General features: G+C 42.3%; 24 protein-coding genes and 1 tRNA gene. 16 read left to right on the top strand and 9 right to left on the bottom strand.

All coding sequences use genetic code 11. The features are described from left to right. The first annotated feature begins 22 nt into the window (after nucleotides 1-22). Nucleotides 23-1,210: a hypothetical protein gene (locus tag KUV50_RS02610; protein WP_222578533.1), complete on the top strand. Its 1,188-nt coding sequence runs from the start codon at nucleotides 23-25 to the stop codon at nucleotides 1,208-1,210. A gap of 152 nt (nucleotides 1,211-1,362) precedes the next feature. Here KUV50_RS02610 and KUV50_RS02605 read toward each other — a convergent pair whose 3' ends face one another. After that, nucleotides 1,363-1,845 (bottom strand): CinA family protein, encoded by a 483-nt coding sequence (locus tag KUV50_RS02605; protein ID WP_222578532.1) that lies wholly within the window; start codon nucleotides 1,843-1,845, stop codon nucleotides 1,363-1,365. A gap of 331 nt (nucleotides 1,846-2,176) precedes the next feature. On the opposite strand from KUV50_RS02605, the gene KUV50_RS02600 reads away from it, so the two are divergent. From KUV50_RS02600 to pdeM, 4 genes are all read left to right on the top strand, one after another. Beyond that, a complete protein-coding gene (locus KUV50_RS02600) occupies nucleotides 2,177-3,205 on the top strand; it encodes a ligase-associated DNA damage response exonuclease (RefSeq protein ID WP_222578531.1) in 1,029 nt (342 codons plus the stop codon). Continuing rightward, nucleotides 3,202-4,788, top strand: a complete 1,587-nt coding sequence (locus KUV50_RS02595; RefSeq protein WP_222578530.1) for an ATP-dependent DNA ligase — start codon at nucleotides 3,202-3,204, stop codon at nucleotides 4,786-4,788. The genes KUV50_RS02600 and KUV50_RS02595 overlap by 4 nt, the downstream gene beginning before the upstream one ends. After that, entirely contained in the window at nucleotides 4,785-7,232 is a 2,448-nt protein-coding gene (locus tag KUV50_RS02590) for a ligase-associated DNA damage response DEXH box helicase (RefSeq protein ID WP_261394967.1), read from the top strand. Before KUV50_RS02595 ends, KUV50_RS02590 begins: the two co-directional genes overlap by 4 nt. 93 nt (nucleotides 7,233-7,325) lie before the next feature. After that, nucleotides 7,326-7,985: a ligase-associated DNA damage response endonuclease PdeM gene (gene pdeM, locus KUV50_RS02585; RefSeq protein WP_222578528.1), complete on the top strand. Its 660-nt coding sequence runs from the start codon at nucleotides 7,326-7,328 to the stop codon at nucleotides 7,983-7,985. 405 nt (nucleotides 7,986-8,390) lie between these two features. On the opposite strand, the gene KUV50_RS02580 is transcribed toward pdeM, so the two are convergent. The 4 genes from KUV50_RS02580 to KUV50_RS02565 all read right to left on the bottom strand — a co-directional run bounded on the left by KUV50_RS02580 (nucleotide 8,391) and on the right by KUV50_RS02565 (nucleotide 12,168). Continuing rightward, nucleotides 8,391-8,723 carry a rhodanese-like domain-containing protein gene (locus KUV50_RS02580; RefSeq protein WP_222578527.1) on the bottom strand — a complete coding sequence of 111 codons (333 nt, stop codon included), beginning with the start codon at nucleotides 8,721-8,723 and terminating at the stop codon, nucleotides 8,391-8,393. Between the two features lie 74 nt (nucleotides 8,724-8,797). Then, nucleotides 8,798-9,250, bottom strand: a complete 453-nt coding sequence (locus tag KUV50_RS02575) for an OsmC family protein (RefSeq protein ID WP_222578526.1) — start codon at nucleotides 9,248-9,250, stop codon at nucleotides 8,798-8,800. Between the two features lie 165 nt (nucleotides 9,251-9,415). Beyond that, the gene (locus KUV50_RS02570) at nucleotides 9,416-10,060 is read right to left on the bottom strand and encodes a response regulator transcription factor (RefSeq protein ID WP_222578525.1); all 645 of its coding nucleotides are present in this window, start codon (nucleotides 10,058-10,060) and stop codon (nucleotides 9,416-9,418) included. Further along, complete coding sequence (locus KUV50_RS02565) at nucleotides 10,057-12,168, bottom strand: sensor histidine kinase (RefSeq protein ID WP_222578524.1); 2,112 nt, start codon at nucleotides 12,166-12,168, stop codon at nucleotides 10,057-10,059. The genes KUV50_RS02570 and KUV50_RS02565 overlap by 4 nt, the downstream gene beginning before the upstream one ends. A gap of 207 nt (nucleotides 12,169-12,375) precedes the next feature. On the opposite strand from KUV50_RS02565, the gene KUV50_RS02560 reads away from it, so the two are divergent. From KUV50_RS02560 to KUV50_RS02535, 6 genes are read left to right on the top strand one after another with little or no spacing between them, the layout of a single operon-like run. Further along, nucleotides 12,376-12,834, top strand: a complete 459-nt coding sequence (locus KUV50_RS02560) for an RrF2 family transcriptional regulator (protein ID WP_222578523.1) — start codon at nucleotides 12,376-12,378, stop codon at nucleotides 12,832-12,834. A 13-nt stretch (nucleotides 12,835-12,847) separates the two neighbouring features. After that, nucleotides 12,848-13,243, top strand: coding sequence for a group III truncated hemoglobin (locus KUV50_RS02555; RefSeq protein WP_222578522.1), 396 nt, complete (start codon nucleotides 12,848-12,850; stop codon nucleotides 13,241-13,243). Further along, the gene (locus tag KUV50_RS02550) at nucleotides 13,240-13,683 is read left to right on the top strand and encodes a hypothetical protein (protein WP_222578521.1); all 444 of its coding nucleotides are present in this window, start codon (nucleotides 13,240-13,242) and stop codon (nucleotides 13,681-13,683) included. The genes KUV50_RS02555 and KUV50_RS02550 overlap by 4 nt, the downstream gene beginning before the upstream one ends. A 21-nt stretch (nucleotides 13,684-13,704) precedes the next feature. After that, entirely contained in the window at nucleotides 13,705-14,445 is a 741-nt protein-coding gene (gene ric / locus KUV50_RS02545) for an iron-sulfur cluster repair di-iron protein (RefSeq protein ID WP_222578520.1), read from the top strand. 22 nt (nucleotides 14,446-14,467) lie between these two features. Next, nucleotides 14,468-14,911 (top strand): hemerythrin domain-containing protein, encoded by a 444-nt coding sequence (locus KUV50_RS02540; protein WP_222578519.1) that lies wholly within the window; start codon nucleotides 14,468-14,470, stop codon nucleotides 14,909-14,911. A 60-nt stretch (nucleotides 14,912-14,971) separates the two neighbouring features. Beyond that, nucleotides 14,972-15,460 carry a hypothetical protein gene (locus KUV50_RS02535; protein WP_222578518.1) on the top strand — a complete coding sequence of 163 codons (489 nt, stop codon included), beginning with the start codon at nucleotides 14,972-14,974 and terminating at the stop codon, nucleotides 15,458-15,460. A 26-nt stretch (nucleotides 15,461-15,486) separates the two neighbouring features. Here KUV50_RS02535 and KUV50_RS02530 read toward each other — a convergent pair whose 3' ends face one another. Together KUV50_RS02530 and KUV50_RS02525 are read right to left on the bottom strand one after the other, a co-directional pair. Beyond that, complete coding sequence (locus KUV50_RS02530) at nucleotides 15,487-16,560, bottom strand: LacI family DNA-binding transcriptional regulator (protein ID WP_222578517.1); 1,074 nt, start codon at nucleotides 16,558-16,560, stop codon at nucleotides 15,487-15,489. 684 nt (nucleotides 16,561-17,244) lie between these two features. Then, nucleotides 17,245-17,319, bottom strand: a tRNA-Arg gene (locus KUV50_RS02525). 276 nt (nucleotides 17,320-17,595) lie between these two features. Between KUV50_RS02525 and KUV50_RS02520 the strand changes: the two genes are divergently transcribed. Continuing rightward, complete coding sequence (locus tag KUV50_RS02520) at nucleotides 17,596-18,054, top strand: MarR family winged helix-turn-helix transcriptional regulator (RefSeq protein ID WP_222578516.1); 459 nt, start codon at nucleotides 17,596-17,598, stop codon at nucleotides 18,052-18,054. Nucleotides 18,055-18,100: 46 nt separating this feature from the next. Here the strand turns inward: KUV50_RS02520 and KUV50_RS02515 are convergent, their stop codons facing one another. Together KUV50_RS02515 and KUV50_RS02510 are read right to left on the bottom strand one after the other, a co-directional pair. Beyond that, nucleotides 18,101-19,444: an NAD(P)/FAD-dependent oxidoreductase gene (locus KUV50_RS02515; protein ID WP_222578515.1), complete on the bottom strand. Its 1,344-nt coding sequence runs from the start codon at nucleotides 19,442-19,444 to the stop codon at nucleotides 18,101-18,103. A gap of 60 nt (nucleotides 19,445-19,504) precedes the next feature. Beyond that, entirely contained in the window at nucleotides 19,505-20,404 is a 900-nt protein-coding gene (locus tag KUV50_RS02510) for an NDP-sugar synthase (RefSeq protein WP_222578514.1), read from the bottom strand. Between the two features lie 110 nt (nucleotides 20,405-20,514). Between KUV50_RS02510 and KUV50_RS02505 the strand changes: the two genes are divergently transcribed. The 4 genes from KUV50_RS02505 to KUV50_RS02490 all read left to right on the top strand — a co-directional run bounded on the left by KUV50_RS02505 (nucleotide 20,515) and on the right by KUV50_RS02490 (nucleotide 25,095). Beyond that, nucleotides 20,515-22,299 (top strand): sodium:solute symporter family protein, encoded by a 1,785-nt coding sequence (locus tag KUV50_RS02505; protein ID WP_222578513.1) that lies wholly within the window; start codon nucleotides 20,515-20,517, stop codon nucleotides 22,297-22,299. Nucleotides 22,300-22,326: 27 nt separating this feature from the next. Further along, nucleotides 22,327-22,731 (top strand): acyl-CoA thioesterase, encoded by a 405-nt coding sequence (locus KUV50_RS02500; RefSeq protein WP_222578512.1) that lies wholly within the window; start codon nucleotides 22,327-22,329, stop codon nucleotides 22,729-22,731. A gap of 164 nt (nucleotides 22,732-22,895) precedes the next feature. Then, a complete protein-coding gene (locus KUV50_RS02495; protein ID WP_222578511.1) occupies nucleotides 22,896-23,864 on the top strand; it encodes a YihY/virulence factor BrkB family protein in 969 nt (322 codons plus the stop codon). A gap of 88 nt (nucleotides 23,865-23,952) precedes the next feature. Further along, nucleotides 23,953-25,095, top strand: a complete 1,143-nt coding sequence (locus KUV50_RS02490; RefSeq protein ID WP_222578510.1) for a GNAT family N-acetyltransferase — start codon at nucleotides 23,953-23,955, stop codon at nucleotides 25,093-25,095. Nucleotides 25,096-25,319: the final 224 nt, after the last annotated feature.

Genomic DNA, 25,319 nt, shown 5'->3' with positions numbered 1-25,319 from the left:
TCAAAGTTCAAGAAACTCGAAAATGTTTACATACGTATCCACCCGATCGTCCCTCTGGATGAAAAGGTTGCTTTTATTAGCTATATTTATAACATCCACCACCCTGTTTGTCCAAGGCCAAAACAAAGTACCAGCGAAGTTGCCAAAATCAATTCATTCTGGGAGCCAGGGTAAATTCCACGTACAGGGCGTGGCCGTTGATCAGGAGAATGGGTTCGTCTATTTCTCCTTTACGGATAAACTCGTAAAAACAGACCTGAAGGGGAATCTGATCGGCAGCGTAACCGGGTTTGTCGGGCACCTCGGTGATCTGGATTATGATTCGGAACGCGGGGTGGTATATGGTTCCTTGGAATATAAAAATGATGCCATCGGTCAGGGAATTACCGAGACCCTGGGCCAAAAAAACAAAAACCAGGTCGGATTTTATATCGCTGTATTCGATGTGTCCCGCATCAGTAGAATCAATATGGATGCTGAAAAAGAAGATGTATTGAAGACGGTCTATTTGCGAGAAGTCGTCGAAGACTACCAGGCCGAAGTAAGCGTGAATGGAAAGACAATGAAACATCGGTTTGCGTGTTCCGGTATAGATGGGTTAACGCTGGGCCCTGCGGTGGGTACCCAAACAGGAAACAAAAGGTATCTGTACGTAGCGTATGGCATATATGGAGATACCACCAGAAATGACAATGATCATCAGGTCATCTTACAATACGACTTAGAGCAATGGGACGAACTGGGTCAACAATTATCACAAAATGACCTCCATCAATCCGGTCCGGACAAGCCGCGTGACAAATTTTTTGTAAGAACCGGAAATACGACGTATGGGATTCAGAATCTGGCATTTGATCCTTATTCTGGCCACTTTTTTGCCGCCGTTTACAAAGGACGTAAGTCCTCCTATCCCAATTACAGTTTATTCGTCATTGACGGGCAAAAAAAACCACTTCGAAGCTCCGTTATTTCGGACGATACCAGTATCGAAGTCAAAAAACTTTCCCTCGTGCAAGCAGGTCTGCAGGATGAATCCACCGGAATCCGGGGATGGCATTTCAAATGGGGCACCACAGGGATGGAGCCCTTGGGACACGGGTATTTTTATCTCTCCCACCCTAAAAAAACAGAGGATGGTCAGCAAACCGCTACCTTACAAAAATACAAATGGATGGGGAATAAAAGTGAGTCATTCCAACTTGCAAAATAAGAGGGCCAAAGCAGTTTAAAGAAGTTTTAGGACCAGCTAAAATCGTCCACATCTGTATGTGAACGCACTACTCTGTTTATAATGGCCGCATTATGGAGTTTTCATTACCAATGAATACCGCATTTCCTTGCATCTATTTTTGAATCGTAGACCTAATCTCCATCTGTAATTTTTTCCCACAAAATATGAAGTATTCTTTCTGCATATTCCTGTTGAATTTCTAAACCAAAATTTTGGGAATCCGGCACCACCTTATCAGCAAAAAGAACTTCTCCTCTTTGTACTATGGCTAGATAGGCAAAAGGTGTACGCACATCTCTTTCCGGATAGGGCGCTGCATAACCGGTACTTGCCAGACCAATGGTGCTGCAAAACATACGGCTCACCGCCTTTGCCATTTGAATTGCAATGTCAACGTCAACAGCATTGCAATTTTCCGCACTGATGGGTTCAACATTCAAATGCCGCGTTTTCTGCGCAGTATTGTAAGCCGTCATGCCCCCATGGAAAAATTTCTTTGCATCTTTTCCATTGCTGATTAGGGTTTGAATAGTCCCGGCTGTCACACTCTCTGCCACCGCAATAGATTCTTTATTCCGCATACAATAAATACCGATTTTATTTAATATCTCCATAATTATAATTTTCAGTCCTGGTCTTCATTATAAGAATCAATCTCCTTTAATTCTTAGGTCAAGTTATCCCCTTCAAATTTACAATTGGTTTTAAACACAAAAAAGAAAGAAAACCATTTGAAAGATATTTTCTCCTTCTGCTTATAATGCAAATTATAAAGGTTTTCCGTTACAGCTGTTCTGTGGTAGCTTAATAGGAAAATAAGTCAACATAAAATATTCTTTCGATTAACGAGAACGAAAATGAACACAATATATCCTGTTCCAAAAACGCCAGAAAATTAATCAATAATCGCATTTTGTGGTTATATATTGACGCATCTTAGCTCCTATGATCAACTCATACCTAAAATACACCGACAAAGGCATTTTTTGCATTCCGGGAAAGTTTTATCTGGATCCGTGGAAACCTGTTGATCGGGCGATCATTTCACATGGCCATGCCGATCACGCCCGTCCCGGCATGAAGCATTATCTGTGTCATCACTTTACCACACCTGTCATTCAACACCGGATCTCTAGCGACATATCGGTGGTCAGCAAAGCGTATGGTGAGGTCACTGATATCCATGGGGTAAAGGTCAGCCTGCATCCCGCCGGACATTTGATCGGTTCCTCACAGATTCGACTGGAATACAAAGGCGAAGTTGCGGTATTTTCCGGAGATTACAAAGTCGCCCCAGATGGCTTAAGCGCCCCGTTTGAGCCCGTCCAATGCCACACATTTATCACAGAAAGTACTTTCGGACTCCCCATTTACCGGTGGGAACCCCAGGAGGTCTTGTTTAATAAAATAAAGAACTGGGTCAGCCAAAATCAAGCAAAAGGATACACCAGCATATTTCTGGGATATTCTCTGGGTAAGGCACAGCGGATTATGAAATTGGTCGAAGGCCTGGGACAGGTATATGTCCATACCGCTATTGAAAACGTGAATAAGGCGATCGAATCAGCCGGATTCCCGTTACCAGATCGACAAATTATGAATATCGAAAACAAAACGGACATGGAAGGTAAAATTGTGGTGGCTCCCCCTGCCCTTTTCGGTAGCAAAATGATCAAGAAAATACCCCATGGACGAACAGCGATGTGTTCGGGTTGGATGCAGGTCCGTGGAAGCCGTCGCTGGCGTGCGGTTGATGCAGGATTTGCTGTGAGTGACCACGCCGATTGGGATGGATTGCTTGGCGCCATAAAAGCAACGGAAGCATCCAAAGTGTTTGTTACACACGGATATCAGGCCACCCTGGCAAAGTACCTGAATGAAAAAGGATACGAAGCTTATGAACTACTTACCGGGTATGGAGAAAAAGACGAAGCTGGCGTCGACACCGAAAACGAGGAAAACAAACCGGTATGAAACATTTTTCCCAACTGATATCTACGGTCGAAATGACCAATAAAACAAATGCCAAAATTGATGCTCTGGCGCATTATTTTGATACTGCACCTGATACAGATAAGCTTCACCTCATTACTTTATTTACCGGAAAACGCAGACGCCGTCCCGTCAGGACCAACCTGATGCGTGAGTGGTGTCTGGAAATCACGGGGTACCCGGAGTGGCTCTTTCAAGAATGCTACAGCACGGTGGGGGACCTCGGAGAAACAATAGCACTTATCCTACCCCAGCCCACGCATCGGTTGGACCGGTCGTTATCCACTTGGATGTCTGAAATTAAGTCGCTGGAATCAATGGAAGAAGAAAAGGTAGAAAGCTATGTCAAGGACGCCTGGATGGGATTGGAACCACAGGAACGTTTTATCTTCAACAAATTAATCGGTGGCAGTTTTAGAATCGGGATATCTAAGAAAACACTCGTGAATGGTCTGGCAAAACACACCGGTCGACAGCCGGCCCAGTTGATGCATAGTTTAATGGGCCAATGGAGTCCGGAAAACATCAGCTTCCAAGAATTAGTTTCGGGAGAACATATTAATTATGACGATTCCAGACCGTACCCTTTTTGTCTGGCTTATCCCATCGACAAGTCCGTGGAAGATCTTGGAGATGCTGATGATTGGCAGGCCGAATACAAATGGGATGGTATTCGTGGTCAAGTCGTCCGTAGAAACGAAAAAACCTTTATATGGTCCCGGGGGGAAGAATTGGTCACGCCCCAATTTCCAGAGATCATCGAAGCATTCCAGGGAGTGAAGGATGATGTGGTCATTGATGGTGAGATACTTCCGCTCAAAGATGGCAATGTACTCCTTTTCAATGATCTGCAAAAACGATTAAATCGGAAAAATGTAACCAAAAAACTTCTGACTGAAGTGCCTGTAGAATTCTATATCTACGATTGTTTAGAATGGAACGGAATCGATATCCGGGAAAAACCATTATCTTTTCGACGTCAGAAACTACAAGGCCTGGTGGCATCTATCCAATCCCCTGTCGTTCATATGCCTAAACTCATTGCATTTACAAAGTGGGATGAATTGCATCCCGTCCGGGAAAATGCCCGGTCGGTAAACAGTGAAGGTCTGATGCTCAAAGAACGCAATTCCCCCTACCACACCGGCCGAAAAAAAGGGGATTGGTGGAAATGGAAAGTCGATCCGCTAACTATCGATGCGGTGATGATCTATGCCCAGCGAGGTCATGGACGTCGTAGTGGCCATTATACGGATTATACATTGGCTGTAAGAGATGGCGACAACCTGGTCACTATTGCCAAGGCGTATTCCGGGCTCACCGATAAAGAAATTACGGAAGTCAGCCGCTTTGTCCGGCAAAATGCTATTGAAAAGTTTGGACCTGTCCGAACTGTAAAACCCGAATTGGTTTTTGAAATTGCTTTTGAAGGAATCGCGTTGTCCCGACGGCACAAATCAGGCGTTGCGTTGCGGTTTCCCCGGATCAAACGATGGCGAAAAGATAAATCAGCTGCAGATATTGACACCCTGGAATCCGTAAAACAATTGATATACCACGGATGACCGCCTTTAAAAACAGCAAGGGATTTCTCCAAATCCAACAGTGGATGACCACAAAGGAAATTCAGCCTTTTCCATTCCAGAAACGAACCTGGACCCGTTATTCAAATGGATTCAGTGGAATGGTTATCGCACCGACAGGGTATGGGAAGACATATTCGGTTTTTCTTGCAGTGATCATCGACTATCTGAATCACCCTAAAAATCACCACAAGGGGCTAAAACTTCTCTGGGTTTCACCGCTCCGTGCACTGGCAAAGGATCTAAAACGCGTCATGGAAGAAGCCCTTGATGAACTCCCACTGAATTGGACCGTCGGGGTTCGAAATGGAGATACGCCCCCAAAAGAGCGGCAGAGACAAGCCCGAAAAATGCCTGATGTCCTGATCATTACGCCGGAATCGCTCCACCTTCTTTTCACGATGAAACAAAATACCCGGTTCTTCAATACGCTGCAATGCGTTGCGGTAGATGAATGGCATGAGCTTCTCGGTTCTAAGCGCGGCGTGCTGATGGAATTGGCATTGTCGCGACTTCACGGATTGAATCCCAAAATGAAGATCTGGGGAATCACAGCTACCATAGGCAATCTAGATGAAGCCAGTCAGGTCCTTATCCCCTATGAAAAGAAAAAAACCATCATAAGAACTGACCTTAAAAAGAAAACCAAGATCACATCCATCCTTCCCGATGAAGTGAACACGCTTCCATGGGCGGGACACATCGGAAGCAAAATGGTCGACAAGATTATCCCGATCATTCTAAGAAGCCGGACTACGCTGGTATTTACAAACACCCGTGGACAATCAGAATTGTGGTACCAACTGCTTCTGGATGCTGCACCTGAACTGGCAGGACTTATGGCAATTCATCATGGGTCTATCGATAAGAAACTCCGTAACTGGATTGAAGATAGTCTGACCGGGGGAAATCTGAAAGCGGTCATATGTACTTCTTCGCTGGATCTTGGTGTGGATTTTAAACCGGTGGACACCGTCATCCAAATTGGATCAGCAAAGGGAGTCGCTCGTTTTTTGCAGCGGGCGGGTCGAAGTGGCCACTCCCCGTTCGAGACCTCCAGGATTTATTTTGTCCCGACCCATTCACTGGAATTGATTGAAGTAGCTGCACTCAAAGAAGCTGTAAAATCAAACATTGTGGAAGAACGTCAGCCCATGGTGATGTGCTTCGATGTCCTGATCCAATACCTGGTAACCAGGGCATTGGGCGAAGGATTTGATCAGGCCGCATTATTCCAGGAAGTGCGGAAAACGCATGCCTTTAAATACCTGACTGAAGAGGAATGGAACTGGGCTTTGGATTTTATAACCATCGGTGGTGAAACATTGAATTCGTACGAGGAGTACCACAAGGTCACCAGGGATGAAAACGGACTGTATCGGGTGGTCAATCGACGAATAGCTATGCTCCATCGAATGAATATTGGCGTTATCGTCGGGGATGCCATGTTGCGGGTAAAGTTTTTCAGCGGCGGATATATCGGCATGGTAGAAGAATACTTTATCTCCAAACTCAAAAAAAAGCAGAGATTTATTCTAGCCGGCCGCACACTCGAATTGGTAAAGGTCAAAGATATGACGGCTTACGTGCGACTGGCCAAAGGGAAGGCCATTACACCCAGTTGGCTGGGTGGCCGGCTGCCGTTATCTTCTCACTTGAGTCACTTTTTACGAATAAAATTATCGGATGCTCTGCATCCTGGTGCCCGCGAGCCTGAACTGAGGTTCCTCCATCCACTATTGGCAAGGCAGGAGCAAACCACTCATATTCCGAGTGATGACGAGTTTTTGGTTGAGTTGATTTCCACCCGGGATGGTCATCATCTTTTTATGTATCCTTTTGAAGGCCGGTTGGTCCATGAAGTGATGGCGGCGGTAATGGCATTCCGGATTAGCCAGATAACACCCATTACTTTTACAATGGCGATGAACGATTATGGTTTTGAATTACTCAGTGACCAACCGATCCCCATCACCAGAGGCCAGCTGGCTTCGTTGTTTTCCGAAAAAAATTTGATGGAGGATGTTACGGCCAGTATCAATGCGACGGAAATGGCTTCCCGAAAGTTCCGGGATATTGCGGTGATCGCCGGTCTGGTTGTCCAGACTTATCCCGGGAAGCACAAGAATCATAAAAGTCTGCAAAGTTCATCCAGCCTGATTTTCAAAGTACTCGAGGAATACGAGCCGAACAATTTATTGATTCGACAAGCCTATTTTGAATTGTTTGACCAACAACTGGAAGAAGTACGACTGCGCAAAGCCTTTGCCCGGATTAATGCCAGTAAAATCATTTTCAAAGAAAGTCGTCGCTTCACACCATTAAGCTTCCCGATCAAGGTCGACAGCCTTCGGTCCAGTCTGAGCAGTGAAAAACTGATCCAACGGATTAAACGGATGCAGAGCGCATCAAATAAATCAAAGTAATTAGTTCGTATCATATTTGGTTTTGCGCAGGCAGAAAAATACATTAGCAATAATATTCCTTCTTCGTTCCATCGCCTCAGAACAGTAAAATTAGTGAAGATAAACCACGAAGTTCATATACAAGTTGCCGACCAGGATGTCACACTCCTGGCAGATAAAGCACTATTGCTTCCGGCGGAAGATGTGCTGGTTCTTTCGGATCTTCATCTGGGGAAAGCCAGTCATTTTCAGCAGTATGGTTTGTCCGTTCCTGGTGCTGTCGCCAAAGCAGATCTTCGGAAATGGGACGAATTAGTTCGACGGTATACACCTGCGAAGGTAGTCATCGCCGGCGATCTGTTCCATGCGTCCATTAATTCAGAATGGAATTGGTTTACGTCCTGGATCAGGGAATGGAATCACCTTGAATTCCATCTGGTCAAAGGAAATCATGATCGATTTCCGGACTCCATATACACCGATTCGGGACTGATCGTTCATCAAACCCAATACAACCTGGACAGCGCACGCATTATTCACCAACCCGCTTTAAAGACTGGAAGTAAACTTGAAATTTCTGGTCATGTCCATCCAGGCATTCGCATACGAGGCACAGGACGTCAAAACATACGGCTGCCTTGCTTTATCATCCGTGCAAATCAAATCATTTTGCCAGCCTTTGGTCAGTTTACAGGATTGGATACTGGATATGCCTGCGAAAACGACTTGGTTTATGCGATTGCAGAGCAAGAGATAATTTTATTCACTTCCTGATCCGAACCATACGAATGCTCAGATCCACAAAATTTCACAAGTAAGCTGCACCTTATAAATTGCTGTACCTGCACCGATATTCCGGAAGCTGGATTTATATTTATTATTCGTTTTTTGGATGTCTAACAATCCCTGACTTGCTGGACACGGAATAACACAGCATAACCATGGTCTGGTCTCTTCATAACCCGCTTCATTCACCACGTCATTCTATGATGATGCATAGTATGCATTTCATCAATTGTTTAAATTTCAAAATTGGGCATATTTCATAGTCCAATTTTGGGTGCCATTTGACCTTTGCGGGTTATGCAGATCCATGGTGACAAGCACTTCCTTTCTTCCTCTTCCTTTCCAAATACGACCACCAGCTATCGGTTTCTTTGCAAAATCATCAACATTGAACTACCCACCAGTTTTTCTCTGATTTATCATTTCATTTACATTCTGCCAACTTCCCCCATTGATCACATTATTGATCCCATTCTGATTCAAAATTCGTTTTGCTCGACTACTTCGCGCTCCACTTCGACAGAAGACTATGACATTCCTTTTGTTACGAAATTTATTGATTTGATCCGGTAATTTATCAAGCGGAATATTCACAGCTTCATTGACACTCCCTGATGAATACTCACCAGGGGTCCGGACGTCCACTAGAAAAGGTTTATTATTGATCGCCTCAATCAGCTGACTGTTGTCAGTCTGAGAAAATAGCTTTTTTAAAAAGTCAAACATAAGTTCTGTATTAATTTGAACAATCAGATTTGGAACATTCTCAGCGAGTCGCTTCCAACAGTAGCGTTTTATTTTTAGACTACATTTTCAGGTATCGCTAAGTTATGCTTTAATATGGTCTCTGTTTTCATCGAATTCGTTATCAGGCAGGCTTTCTTTGCTTTTTCAAGAACTCGTACCCCCTTGTCACAATCTTTCTCCGTGTTTGTCAGATCGATATTTGGTTCTATGATGGCCTCTGTAATACAAAACACCCCATCCTTGTATTCCAGCTTGCACGTCGTTCTGCAGGAAAAATCACTGAACTCCAGTTTCATATTTTCTGCTATGGCTAAAAAAGTAGCCATAAAACAGCTGTTGATAGAAGCAGCGTAAAGGTGTTCCGGGGACCATACACCGGGGACACCTTTATTGAATTCCGGTGGGGTGGCGCAGGCTATGGTATCATTCAAATCCGGTGAAGTTAGTTCCCCGATTCTTCCTTCTTTCCAATTCACGTCTACTTGATAATAATGTACATTTGACATCGATGTTAATCTTTTAATGACTAAATAGGACACAAATGTCGCTATTTGTATCTATGTACTTTGTTACTTTAGTCACATAGTGTATAGCATGAACCCTATTTTTCTTTTAAGTTGAAATACGATGCGCGACGACTCAGTAATTGCCACGCCACTACCCGCTATTGTTCACAACACTTCCTCCAACAATGTCTTATTCCGTAATGCCCACTGGGTCAAATTTTCAGGTTTCTTATTGATTTCAAGCTTATTAATAATATTACTTCGGTGTTTTTCGACCGTCCGGAGAGAAATTCCAAGAATCCTGGCAATATCGCGGTTTGCAGATTCAGCTAATACCATAGAAAGAACTTCCCGCTCCCGATTGGTGAGAACACTCAATACACGAATCATATCCTTTCCGAATGATATATTTTCACCGATCAGGTTGTTGGGGAAATAATATCCATCCTTGTGCACCCTATAGATGCAGTCTTCTATTTCTTTGATGGAATTTTCCTTTCCAATGTAGCCAGCTACGCCCTTCTTGCGAGCCAGAGCGACAAACTCAGGCTCGGTGTGGTAGGACAACAAAATAATTTTTGAGGTAATGCCTTCCCTTTTGCATCGTTCCAGAATTTCCAGACCGGTCAAGCCGGGCATTTCGATATCAAGAATACAGATCTCCGGGGAGGACTCTTTGATCACCGACCAGGCTTCAGATCCATTCTCAGTATACTGCACATGAGTAAACCCCCTTTCATGGAGAAAATTAACCAACCCACTCAATAAAATGGGGTGATCATCCGCCAGCAAAATATGAAGGTGCTTCATGATAAAAGAATTTTTATTCGGATATGGGTACCATCATTTTTGGAAGATTCCAGGGTGAAAGAACCACCCAAAATTTTGGCTCTTTCTTCCATGGAATTCATTCCGATGCCCATTTTAATATGATTTTTCAAATCCATGCCGATTCCGTTATCCAATACCTCGAGATAAACAGTCTTTCCAAGTCTGACCAGCCTCACCTCCAGAACAGTGCATTTCGCATACTTCAATACATTGTTAGTAGCTTCCTGAATGATTCGAAACAGATGAAGTTGCTCCGATTTTTTCAGATCTTCCCAGTCATCGTCTACAGTACATAGCACCTTGACATCAGGAGTAGCCTGAGCGATTTGATTCAGCAACTGATCCACGGCTGCTTTCAGTCCAAAGCTTTTCAGCATAACCGGATACAAAGATCGAGTTACCTGACGAATCTGTGTCAAAGTATCAGCGACTAAATTAGCAGTCTCTGCATCTTTTCGATGATCCAGCTTGTTTTTGATCAGAATCAACTCCTGACTAATCCCATCATGCAGTTCCTGACTAAGTCGACTGCGTTCTTGTTCTTGTTGCTGAATGAGACTCTGTGAAAAGTCCTCCTGTAGGGCTGTTTTCTGGCGTGCAAAATAAACAGAGCGCCAGAGGTAAATGCCTAGAAAGGCGCCACTTAATACAAGAACTATCAACGCTCCTCGCCAAAATAGAACTTTGTTCTTTTCTGATAACAATTGGATAGAAGCTTCCTGTTGCAGAATCTGCTTATTTTTTTTCTCGGCTTGAAACAACTGATTATAATAAAGAAACTGATTATTGATTTGAATGGTGGTCAGACTATCCCGAAGTCGATTGGAGATACGTAATGTGGAAAAAGCTTTCCGGGTGTCACCAGATTCTTGATACACTTCAACCAAAAAGTCATAAGATCGAGTTAGGCTGGTCAAAATGTTGCTTTTCTGTGCATTCTCGATCAATTTGTGGCCAATCCGCTCTGCTTCGTCGTACTTTCGCAGAGCTTTTGCATAAGAAGCTTGGGCAACGATGTAATATTTATTAATCCATGATCCATGATCTTCTGGACGATAAAAAGCTTCAAACTTATTCATAAAATATGCCGCTGAATCGATATTGTTTTGGTCTGCAAAATATTGAATTTGTAAAGCATAAGTCATGGTCTCAATGTAAGCCGCCAATTCCAGATTGAGGTTGATGTATTGTCTGGCCTTCAACAAATGATCATACTGTAGGCTATCGTTGTGTCTGTCTTTACTTTCAAGTGCAGCACTGAGGTGAGCTACGGCGACTACTTGAAGCCATTCTTGTTCGCAGCACGCTTCTAATATTTTCCTACGGGCTTTCTCCGCTTCACGGTACATTCCATTGATCCTGTACAGCGTAGAATGACCTGACAAGGTCCACAAGTACATTAGTGTGTCCTGATTTCGAAGAAACAGATCCGCAGCTTGATTAAATTTTTTATCGGATTCCAAGATTTTCCATTCCGAGGAATAAATTTCAGCGAGCTTGAGATGAGCATACCCATACTCTGTCAAAAGAGTATCCTTTTGTTGTCGGCAAATATCGATGACCAGATTAAAATCATTTATAGCTGCAGCTGGATTATTCCGATAAATATTCAGTTCACCGGAATTAATATAGAATTTAATTAGAGATGTATCTCTGGGAAGCAGGGTGAGATGAGGCGCTATTTTCTTTACCAGCGAATGCGCTTTATCATGATCTACCTCAATTCCAAACAGGTAATAATTTATCAGTGTATTGATTACGGGTAGAGCGCGTTCAGGTGCATCTGTTGAGATGTAGTAATCTACAGTTTCACAGAGGACGCTGGCATAGGCATCATTGATTGGTACCTGACGGTTTTCTTCAAACTGAATTACTTTTTGGTATTTTTCATTGAGGGTCGTGAACTGGTCAATATCAGAATTAAGTTGCTCGAATATATCCTGTGCTGACAGCGATGAAGAAAACAGAATCCCATACAGCAGCACCAGCCCATTGACCAAAGCCATTTTTAAAGACCCAGGGCTATACAGAACGACCCACTTCAACCACCTGATCTCACTCCTCGTCGCATTACAAAATAATTTCATACACTTAAATTTATCAATAAAAATCAAATTTCACATTTGTAAGGAATTTATAATTAAGAATCATTTCTAGCTCAGCTGTGATCTCTTCCCTATCACCGCAGTTTATCCGTGGGAAAATAGACGTAGAGAGGTCAAAATTTTAATTATTTATGGATAATGTTGTCCGAATTGTAAATATTATATATATTTGCTCTAAATAGGGAGACCATGTTTTCGAAAGCTTGTGAATACGGAATACGTTCTACGATACTTATCTTGTTGCATTCACTGCATGGAACACGGATAAGTTTGTGTGACATTGCGCGTGAGATAGAGTCTCCGGAGGCTTACACGGCCAAGATACTACAGATATTAGTAAAGAGTCATCTTATCAAATCCATTAAAGGCCCGCATGGTGGATTTGAAATAGATCGACACCAGCTGGATACCATGCGACTGGAAGATATCGTCCGGGCGATCGACGGAAATCGATTAATAACACAATGCTGCATGGGACTCCCGGATTGTAACGATGAAAACCCTTGCCCGGCACACCGTAAATACAAGTCGGTGAAGGAGGAGCTCAAAAACATGTTGGAACAAACGACTGTTTATGAATTGGCCATCGGCTATGAAATGGGGCTTGGTATACTCAAACAACAGCACAATCCCATCCAGAAGTCGTAATTAAAAATTAATCATGCAAGAAATAAAGAAGATAGAAACACTGGAGGATATCAAACTTTTGGTGGATGAGTTTTACGGGCGCATCCGACAAGATGAACTCTTGGCAGATATTTTCAATGGAGTCATTGAGGATCAATGGCCCGCCCATTTGGAAAAAATGTACACCTTCTGGCAAACTGTTCTGCTCAAAGAGCATACATACTATGGCAGTCCGTTCACACCACACGCCACACTTCCAGTTGAAAAACAGCACTTTGAACGGTGGTTGAAGCTCTTTCATGAGACTTTGGACGCACATTTCCATGGTGAAAAAGCAGACGAAGCCAAGTGGCGGGCAGAACGTATGGCAGAAATGTTTTTATATAAAATAAAATATTACCAGGAGAACCACTCTAAACCACTCCTATGAATACCAAGTATGATATATCCAAGCTCACTACCATATCCGGTACTTTCATATGGATTGGGATGGTATGTGCCATCAGTTTTCTGGAATCGTGGTTAAAATTCCAGGCTCCGGGAATCACACTGGAGCTCGGTGTGGGCATTGGCCGGTTGGTGTTTGGAATGATGAACAAAGTCGAACTAATACTCGCAACCGTGATTCTATTCGCTTCGTGGCGAAGTCTTCAAAGTTTTAAGAAAGAAAGCGGTGTTTTATTTCTGGTCGCTGTTCTGATTGTCCTGGCTATTCAGACCTTGGTATTGCTTCCCATCATGGATCACAGGGCAGATCTGAGATTGCAAGGCGTGTCATTGCCTGCCTCTTTTTTACATTTTTATTACGTGGGGTGTGAATTACTCAAGGTCATTGGCCTCACCATGTTTGGATTAAAAAATATTCATTAATCATTATAAACAATTTACATTATGACATACACTCATAACGATATCGTCGGTCAAATCGTAGCCAAAGATTATCAGGCTGCGGCCGTTTTCTCAAAGTACGGTATTGATTTTTGTTGTAGGGGAAATCGTCCGGTCCAGGCCGTGGCTGAAAAAAATGGGGTATCAGTGGATCAATTGCTTGCTGAGCTCAATGGGCTCAACAAGCCGAATCAATCTGACCAAATTGACTTTCAGTCCTGGGAATTGGACCTCCTGGCTGACTACATCGAAAAAAAGCACCACCGATATGTTCGTCAACGAATACCAGAAATCTTACCTTACCTGACGAAAGTGGTAAAAGTTCATGGCAAAGCACATCCGGAATTGGTAGAAATAGCCAATGAATTTGACGCTTCCGTGATCGAGTTGAACGCCCACATGCAAAAAGAAGAATTAAATCTATTTCCGCATATCCGTCGCATGATCGAAGCCAAAGATCAAGGTCGGGAACTAGCACCGCCCATGTTTGGCACTGTCCGCAATCCGATTCAGGCTATGATGGCAGAGCACGACCAGGAAGGGGTTCGTTTTCGCAAAATCCGGAAACTAAGCAATGAATTTACGCCCCCTGAAGATGCCTGTCAGACGTATCGGGTAACTTTTTCGATGTTGGAAGAATTCGAACAGGACCTTCACCAGCACATTCATTTGGAGAATAATATTTTATTTCCCAAATCAGCCAAACTGGAAGAAAATATGAATTATGTCGCATCAACCTATTAAACGTCATAAAAACATACAGCCCATGAGCCGTGATCATCATCACGGCTTATTGGTTGGCTGGAAAATTCGCACCGGCATCCGCTACAAAATCGATCCGAGCCGGATCTACAAATACTTAATCTGGTTTTACAAAAACCACCTCATTGATCACTTCCAGGAAGAAGAGACACTACTCTTTCCGTTATTGGGAAGTGATCATCCTGAAGTAATCCAGGCCATGAGGGAACACCAAGCAATTCATACATTTTTTAATCAGAAAAAAGTATCCGAAGCTGATCTGAGTGAATTTGAAAAATTGTTAACTGCTCATATCCGATTTGAAGAAAGAGTCTTATTCAATACCATCCAACAGCAAGCCACTGAAAAAGAATTGAGTGTATTAGGAGATCACCTCGTGGACGAAGATTTCAAAGAGAATACCAATGATGAATTTTGGTTGGCGCCAACTCAAAATACTCCGGACTAAGAAATCTTTCGTTTTGATTTACTAACTTTGGCCGTAGTCTTGTTAAAACATCAATACAGAATGGCGAAAATTATAAAAATTGCAGCAACGGTACTAGTCCTGGGGGGCTTTATGTGGTCGTGTCAATCAGAAACCAACGATGAAATTCCCGAGATAGCGCTAAAAATAAGGAGCAATGAATGTCGTATTGCAGAAATAGCAAATTATGTGGATGATTCCTGGACCACCTCGATTCAGGAACTGTCCGATTACCTGCCTGAAACTTTGCCGGAACAGGAACGCGAAAACATATTGCATCTCAAGAGTGCCGATTTGATCCGAATGTTTGAATCCTATGAAGATTTTGATCCGGAGGGTCACGAGTTGGTGGATTCGATGGAGCAACTTGATATCCAATGGGCAGACAGCTTACGTCATCTTAGTCTGCAAAATAAAAACTTGAGCATGAAAATGGATAGCTTATTCTCAATGGTTACTGATGCTGAAAAAGAAGAAGAGTTATATAGTATCGTCGATGAAATTCAAAAGCGTCCCTGCCCTGTTCAGTAGATTTTATCCTTGACTGACCTGATTTTCTAATTGGAATAAAAGTCGCAATTCTCTTTGGTAATAATGTCGATGGGCATGTATTGGACTTTATCAATTTTTTGCGACAAGAGAATATTTTGATACAAATTCATGACTCCCCGATAACCTTGTTCTTCAGGCTGGTGACAAATCAAAAAATCAATCACTTCCTCTTTGAGAGCTTTAACGTTTTCATCAATATTATCAAATCCGATCAATATTTTATCCTGTATTTTCTGGTTCTTGAATACCTGCGCTACCTTAAATACGCGTGAATTGGTCACAAAAACAGCCTGTATATTGGGATGGGCTTCAAAGTATTGCCCCAATTCCGTATCGAGCATTTCCATATCGGCGCCGGGCAAATTAAGCGAGTGTATTTTTACAGATGCCTTGTTTCTCTCGATATAATCGACAAAACCTCTTTCAATCTCCTTGATGTGCTGGCCATCATTGATTATATTGGTATGATTGATAACCAGAATCTCTCCTCCGTTCTCGCGCATGCCAAAAAGAGCCAGTTGACCTGCCACCAACCCACTTTGATAAATAGGCGGACCAATGTAGGACAGATTATTTTGATCTGGTATGTCCGTGTCTATATATACATACGGGATACCATTTCTAAAAAGAGTATCCGATAAGTGGGTTGCTTCCTGAATAAATAAAGGCGCGATCACGACCCCATCAGGATTGTCAGCAAGAAGCAGCTCGGCCTGTTCTGTAAAAGATTCACTTTGGCTCAACCGGAAAAAATAAGTTTTTAAATTAATTCCAAACTGGCTGATTTCAGCGTTGGCCTTTTCCACTCCCTGATAAGGTGCGGCCCAGAAATTAGTGTACTTTGACACCTGAGGAATCAGGATTGCCAAATTGTAGGTTTTATTGGAACGAAGTCTGCTTGCTAAAATATTCGGTTGGTAATCAAACTCATCAATAATTGAAAGAATGAGTTCCTGCGTTTTTCGGGCCACTCCGCCTCGTTTATGAATAACGCGATCTACAGTAGCTATTGAAACGTTTGCTTTCCGCGCAATTTCCTTGATGCCGTAAGGTTTGTTGGAATCATTTAATTTACTCATACAATATTATTTTTTCACCAGCCATCTACTTTTAAGTGAACTACAATCTGATCTATGCCAGTTTCCATTCCTCTTTAACAAACCATTATTTAGAATAGAAATTAGCTGACACACTTTTAGACAACGTACGCTATGGGGTCTAAAAATCAAAAGTACATATTTTATGTGATATATTTAATTCCGAGTCAGTTTTACCAAGCTTTTTGAACAAGAATTGGATGTATTTTTATTTTATGTACTTAATAAAAGAAGAACAGGGTACCCGTTAAAATGGTGTCAATCCAATATTATGAATTAAATAACAAAGCTTTTACTCCTGACAAATTGACTATGGATAAAAACGAAGACTTGCTCCAAAAGAACCACTGCATAGTAAGCTGCGCTCCCACGTACACCACTAGTAGAATGAAATCACCGGCAATTATATATTCATATCAACACTGGAATAATCCCCGCCCCTGATCGGTATCGACATGGTTGCATTGGTAAATATTGATTAGCATGTCATAATTGGCAAAATTTGTCCTGTACATTCCGATTCCATTCACGGGCTCGCGGCGGGGCTTTTTTCAACCGGTGAACTGATTTTTTGGGCATCTGATTTCGTGTGAATAGTCTAATTTATTTGATGCCAAAACATTAAAATCATCATCATTTTTATAATACTGGAACCATGGCTCAGCTTGGTGATCCTGCCAGGAATCGAACCTGGATCTAGAGTTTAGGAAACTCCTATTCTATCCGTTGAACTACAGGACCGAACACGATGTGAAAGAAAGTTAAAGATTTTTTTGACTTCCTTCCCCCTGGATGCAAATGTAAAAATTATTCCACTATTACTCAACCAAGCATCGACGTTAATTTAAAATGATTTAAAATCATGATGGGGTTAAAGACATTTAACACTATTAATATAAACAATAGGAGATTTTTTTGATTTATTGTGATTATATTTGTTTGGGTTATTTTTATAATGCAATTACTATACTTAACTTTTTCACATACGGCCAGCAAGTCGCTTAAAACCACAAAGCCATGAAAACAATTCGAGATGAAGTAATCTTCAATGATTTTTTGAGCAAAGAACAAGAAACACACATCAATTTGGTTTACACAGCCATTTACGTAGATTCGAAACTGGAAGAAATTCTATCCAAATTTGGACTGGACCTTCCCCTTTTTAGTATCCTTCGAATAGTTGATTCCAAGTCAGATAAGACCATCAACATCAAGGAAATACAAAAAGGCATGATTCATAAAATGGCCAACACTTCCCGATTGATCAAGGTATTGGAAGATCGTGAGCTTATCCAGCGAAAACCTTCCAAAGAGGACAAAAGAGTAGTCAATGTCTCTCTGACAGAAAAAGGAACCATTGTAATGGAGCAGTTGGATGACTTGACCAATGAATTTCACATTAACCAATTTAATGAACTTTCCAAGGAAGAAATTGAGGTTTTCAACAACTTACTCAACAAGGTTCGATTGATCTAGCTTATTATTCATCGCAAAATCCTGTCAAAAGCCAGGATAAAAGATATCAACTTCGTTCGACATTTTCTGATACATAGTCGTTTATCGGAGGTTGGTTTTGGTCCGCACGATGATTTTTCTGTTCAATAATCAACCGCAGTGAACTATCAAAGCGTAAATAATTCCACATCCAGTTAAAGACGACGAGTAGTTTATTTCGAATCCCGATCAGAGAAAACAAATGGACCCACAACCAGATGACCCATGTAAAAAAACCAGCGGTAGAGAATCGTGGGAAGTCGGCCACGGCTTTATTTCGGCCGATCGTGGCCATAACGCCTTTGTCTTTGTATTTAAATGGACGAATTGCGTCGCCATTCTGTTGCCGTGACAACATCCGGGACAAATAATCCCCCATTTGAAGACCTACTTGTGCCACCTGTGGGTGGCCCCGGGGGTAACTGTCGGACTTCATCCCGGCTATATCGCCCAGGGCATAAATGTCTGAACAGGACATGACTTTACAATGCTCATCCACTAAAAGACGTCGGGATTTCTCATCATAATACGGTTCCAATCCTGGTATGACGGGGCACTTTATTCCTGCTGCCCAGATTAATTTATTTGTTGGAATCTTTCGACCACTTTTCAAAATGGCCTGGTTGCCATCATAATCATTCACCCGGTCATTTAAGATGACGGTGACACCCATTCGTCTTAAAAATTTTTCTGCGTTGCGTCCAGATTTTTCACTCATTCCCGGTAAAAGGCGATTGCCGGACTGAACCAAATAAATATCAATTTCATCTTTTTCCAGTTCTGGATAATCTTTAGGCAGTACATACTGTTTCATTTCAGCCAGGGCACCGGCCATTTCCACGCCGGTCGGACCGCCGCCCACTATCACAAAATCTATATAGCCCTGTCGGTCTTTAAAATCTTTTATGTACATCGATTTTTCAAAATCCACAAAAATCTGATTCCGGATTCCCAACGCCTGCCCCAATGATTTCAATGAAAAGCTGAATTTTTCAATATTTGCATTTCCATAGAAGTTTGTCTCAGCTCCCAAACAGACTGCCAAAATATCAAATTGGATATTGCCATAATCAGTGATCACCGTTTTCTGATCCGGTTCAACCCGAAGAATTTCTGCTTGCCGTACATAAACATTCTGCGAAGAATGAAAAACTTTCCGGATCGGGAATGCAATGGCACTGGGTTCCAATCCCGCCATAGCGACTTGGTAAAATAAGGGTTGGAATTGAGAGAAATTATTTCGATCAATCAACACCACCTGAAAATGAGAACCTGACAGGTTGCGCGCCAGATTTAGCCCGGCGAAGCCGGCTCCAAGGATGACAATCCTGGGTTGCGCAGAATGAGGTATATTGAGATTCGTATGATCCATATAAACTATGTTCATTATCTAGGTAAGCAACGAATTAAACGATTATTCTCGCTCTATCCTCTATACCTCAAGTGTTTCCGGATAAACGCCTGTTTCGTGCATTTTTGAAAATGCAGCGCGCACCCGGTCCGCATCTTCCACATAAGTCACCCCATACCAATTATCATGGGAGGGAATGACACTAAGCGTTATCTCTCCCTCATTGATCATTTCATCGATTAAGACAGGGATGTAATATTCTGCTGTGGGATTGTCCTTGTTCTTTCTCACGAATTCATGAAACCCTTTCTCCAAATGATCAAAGTAAGTCGGATCGAACCCCCAGAAATTCATGGAGACGATGGCGTCTTCATCCAGTTCAGTTCCCTTGTCCTGACGAATCACTTTTCCATCATCCTGGCGTTTAATCTTTAGCACTTCTTCGACAGCTACCAGATTATCGGCCGAATCGGTCTCACATACTCCTCGGTTGACCGTCCCCGAATCCGAAAGAGTATTTTTGAGTATATAACCGATCAATGCGTAGCGTTGTGGAGACACTTCAGTCTTGAGAAAGTCAGCCACTTTCTTAAAACCATCCTTTCCATAGTAGTCGTCCGAATTTATAACCGCAAAGGGTTCGTTCACTGCTTCTTTGCAGACCAATACCGCATGATTGGTTCCCCAGGGTTTTTCACGTTCTGTGATATCGACGCCGGGCACTTCAATGTTCACATCCTGAAATACATATTCCACTTCCATAAATGCTTCTACCCGTTTGCCAATTTTTTCTTTAAATTCGTCGGCGAAAAAATCTCTGATGACAAAAACAACTTTTGAAAATCCAGCATGATAAGCATCATATACAGAATAGTCAAGAAGCGTTTCACCGTTTGGTCCCAACGGTTCCATTTGTTTGAGCCCCCCGAAACGGCTCCCCATTCCTGCGGCCAGAACGACCAACGTAATCTTATCACTCATAAGTACTTTTGAATTTTTGGTTATTTTAATATGAAAACAAAATATCAAAAAATCGGCAGTTATTCATGCATTGTATAAATCTTTTATAATTTTAGTCAAAATTACAAGCAATGATCTTAACAACTTTAGACTGGGGAATTATCATATTTTTCCTTGCACTCACCTTGTTTATTGGGTTGTGGGTATCACGACAATCCGGCAAAAGCTCGGCTGAATATTTTCTCTCAGGTAGAAATATGCCGTGGTGGCTTTTGGGAATGTCCATGGTAGCAACCACATTTTCCACAGATACACCAAATCTGGTCACGGATATCGTCCGTCAAAATGGTGTCAGCGGAAACTGGACCTGGTGGGTCTTTCTTCTCACTGGTATGCTCACAGTATTTGTGTATGCCAAACTTTGGAGAAAGTCGAATGTAACCACAGATATTGAATTTTATGAATTGAGGTATTCCGGACCGGCCGCCCGATTTCTCCGAGGATTCAGATCCGTGTTTTTAGGCTTGTTTTTTAACGTATTGGCCATGTCTGCAGTGTCTCTGGCAGCGATTAAGATCGGTGGTGTAATGCTTGGTCTCACGCCGTTGCAAACCATAGGAATTGCATCCGTGATTACCGTTATTTTTAGTTCCCTGGGTGGGTTTAAAGGTGTGGTTTATACAGATTTTATTTTGTTTTTTGTCGCCATGACCGGTGCGATCGGAGCAGCTTATTATTCGATCCAGCATCCGGATATCGGCTCATTACACAATCTTGTTACCCATGAAAACGTGATCAACAAGCTCAACATATTTCCGGACTTAACCGACCGTCACACGATGATTACGTTGTTTATAATTCCTTTTGCGGTACAGTGGTGGAATTCCTGGTACCCGGGTGCAGAACCAGGCGGTGGTGGATATATCGCGCAGCGAATGCTCGCATCAAAAGATGAAAACCATGCTATAGGTGCCACTTTTTTCTTCAATGCTCTGCATTATGCACTCAGACCGTGGCCTTGGATTATTGTGGCATTGTGTTCGCTGGTTGTGTTTCCAGATCTCCAGTCTCTCAGTCAGGCATTCCCCAATATTTCTCCGGACAAATTGGGCAACGACCTGGCCTATCCGGCAATGCTGACCTTTCTTCCTGTCGGGTTTACCGGACTTGTACTGGCGAGTTTGATTTCGGCATATATGTCCACGATATCTACGCACTTAAATTGGGGAGCGTCTTATTTGGTCAATGATTTTTATGCGCGATTTATCAATCAGGACGCAACGGAAAAACAGCTTGTCGCCGCAGGGCGTCTAACCACAGTTATCCTGATGGCCCTGGGTGCCGGACTGGCCCTGGTTATGACAAATGCACTTCAAATTTTTGAATTTATACTGGCTTTCGGTGCAGGTACCGGATTGATTTTCCTGCTTCGGTGGTTTTGGTGGCGAATCAACGCCTGGAGTGAAATTACAGCTATGTTTTCCAGTGGAATTATATCGATTATAGTCAACTTTGTGTATTGGCCCGAAAATTGGGACACGGCGTACAAGTTTTTGGTTATCGTGTTGATCACAACCATCATCTGGGTCATTGCCACCTTTGTAACCAAACCCGAAGACAAGGAAACCCTGTACAATTTTTATCAAAAAATACAGCCTGGCGGACCTGGGTGGAATAAGATCATCAAAGACGCCAAATCTGACAACGTAGATATTGTCAAAAATGTAAAATGGACGGTTCCGGACGGGATACTTGCTATGTTGTATGGATCTTTGTTCATATACGCGCTCTTATTTGCCACGGGCAATGTAATCTATGGCAACGCCACCTTGGCTATACTTTACGGAGCAGGTTCACTCCTGTTCGGTGTTTTATTGATCAGAATCTGGCGAAAAGTACGTGCCAACATTCTATAATCCAAATTCGGAGCGGCGGATCACAAGATGAGTGCAAATACAGAAGGTGTTTTTAATGTACGTGTCAGATACAGTGAAACAGACCAGATGGGCTATGTCTACTACGGCAACTATGCCCGATATTATGAGATCGGTCGGACCGAACTGATGAGGTCCCTGGGCGTTCATTATCGGTCCATGGAGGAAAAAGGCATCATCATGCCGGTCGTATCGATGGAGGTAAAATACCTGCGTCCGGCAACCTACGACGACTTGATCGAGATCAGGACCACCATCAAAAAATTAGACGACAAAATGATTGTCTTTGAAAGTATGATTTACAACGAAGCCAATCAGTTATTGAATCGGGGAATTGTAAAGCTTTGTTTTCTGGATAAAGGTTCGCACGAACGGATCAGCACCCCTTCTTTCATACGTCAACAAATCATATAATCCAGGCTTGGTGTGAATACTATGAATTTTTATTAATTGTTTTTATTCCCCGGAAAGTATGTATATTCAGGCAGCTCACCGTAGGCAAGAACCGGAAAGATGGGCTGAAAGTATCTTTCAAAACACCTGATACAGCACTGAATTAATGATTAAAAAAGGACAACGTGAAAATTTTGGATAGGATAAGGTCCAGCAATACTGTTCAAAAGATCACAAATTGGGCAGAGAAATCGAGCCTTCCCGGTTTTGAAGGAATCCCGGTCTGGGAGGTCGTCCGATTGATGTATTTCGAATTATTGTATGGAAATTTGGTTGTTCGGGCCAATGCGATGGCTTTTACTTTCTTTATATCTTTATTCCCGGCATTGATCATGTTGATCACCCTGGTCCCCCACATCCCCATTGAGAATTTTGATACGATGCTGTACAATTACATTTTTGAATTTTTACCCACAAATGCAGAAACATGGATGGGTACTACCATCAATGATTTAAGCCGGATATCAAGAGGTGGTTTACTATCCGTCTCGTTTGTGTTGGTCGTATATTTTGCGTCCAACGGGGTGGCTATGATGATGACTGGATTTGAAAAATCATTCGATTCGACCTTTAAAAACCGGAATTTCCTGCAAATACGTTTCACTGCCTTGTGGTTGACCTTTTTATTGTTCCTGATGTTGATTTCATCGGTCATCATGGTATTGGCGACCAACTACATTTTTGATTATCTGCTGACCTATGTGTTTCACGCTCAGACACTCAAACCGTTGATCAAGATAATTAATGCGTTGCTGACAGTCATAATTTTTTATTCAGTGATAGCTGTCATTTATCAGTATGCACCGGCGTTCCGAAAGAAACCGGGCTTTTTATCTCCAGGCTCGCTCCTGGCCACTCTGATGTTCATCGTTACCTCACTGGGGTTTGCTTATTATGTTAATAATTTTGGAAGTTACAACAAGATATATGGCTCTATCGGTGCTGTCATTGTATTGATGGTCTGGCTGGAGTTAAATTGCTTCATCCTACTAATTGGATTTGAACTCAATGCAAGTATTGCTCTCAATCGGGATATTGGTGCGATCAAGGATTACAACACATATAAAGAATACCGACTTGATAATTCCAAATAACCCACGCAATGAGATCGCTTGGATGGATCTGATGAATTGGCTAAATTAGCCAACAGGAATTGACATCAACTCCAAAACTACACCGTTCATGAAATCAGCTATTCCGTATCATATATTTACCGTAACCGATGAAAAAAATCTGGCTCGTTTTATCAATTTTCCATACAAACTTTACGCAAATAATCCATACTGGGCTCCCCCGCTGAAAAGCGAAGAACGTAGCTTTCTCATGGATGTTCCTTCACTGGATGATGGTATTGAAACAGAAATGTTCCTGGTTACTGATGACCATGGTGAAGTAGCCGGCCGGATTCAAGTCCTTATAAATCATCACGAAATTGCGTTCTCTGGAGAAAAAACGGCTCGATTTAATAAACTTGATTTTATCGATGATCAAAATGTATCTTCTCTCCTTCTACAGGAAGCGGAACAATGGACCCGGGAAAAAGGTATGACCCAACTCATGGGGCCATTTGGGTATTCCAACCTGGATGCGGCAGGTACACTAACCGAAGGTTTTGATAAACTATCCTCGTCGGCAGCTATCTACAATTACCCCTATTACATTCACCACATCCGTGCAGCAGGCTATCAAAATTATCTGGAATGGCTGGAACATGAATTTGAAGTCCCAAGCCAAGTACCTGAAAAAATTTCTCGATTTTCGGAGTTGACTCGTAGACGCTATGGACTGACTTCAGCACGATTTGATACGAAATCGGAAAAACAAAAACGCAGTGCGCAAATGATGGAATTGATCAATGTCTGCTACGCACACCTACCTGGATTCGTGCCTCTGTCTGAACAGCTTAAAGATTACTATTATAAGAAATACATGCCACTGGTCAATAAGGACTATATTTCATTAATCGTTGATCAAGGAGATGATTTGGTGGGGTTTGGATTGACCATACCCTCTTACACCAAAGCACTCCAAAAAGCCAATGGCTCTTTTTATCCACTGGGCTTTTACCACCTGTGGCAAGCTTCCAGAAACAATGATCGCGCAGAGATGCTGCTCATAGCTATTCATCCAGAATATCAACAAAAAGGACTGACATCTTTGATTTTTGAGCAGATTCTTCAAAAATACATTGAAAATGGGATCAAGTTGGTCGAAAGTAATCCAGAACAGGTTGATAATATGAATGTTCGCAACCTGTGGAAAGGGTATTCTTACCGTCTGCACAAGAAAAGAGTCTGTCTTTCTAAGGACTTACGTGGTGGATAAGGAATATGGTTGGGCGATAAATCAGGCCTCAAAACAGAACGACGACCGCAGACAATTTAGAATTGAAAATTGAGAGGTGAAAATTGAAAATGGTGACAAAAAATAGGGCTTGTTTAAAATTTTGTGTATTCGCTCAAAATTGATTCTGATTTCATGAGTAAAGTTAAATAATCATTTTATGACTTTCACCCGATCCGGGAATAAGATAGTCAGTTGGTTAAAAA

It is taken from the genome of Membranihabitans marinus, assembly GCF_019802045.1.
Classification (GTDB): domain Bacteria; phylum Bacteroidota; class Bacteroidia; order Chitinophagales; family Saprospiraceae; genus Membranihabitans; species Membranihabitans marinus_A.
Note: the sequence above shows the minus strand (reverse complement) of the source record. Positions and strands in the feature narration are given on the sequence as shown.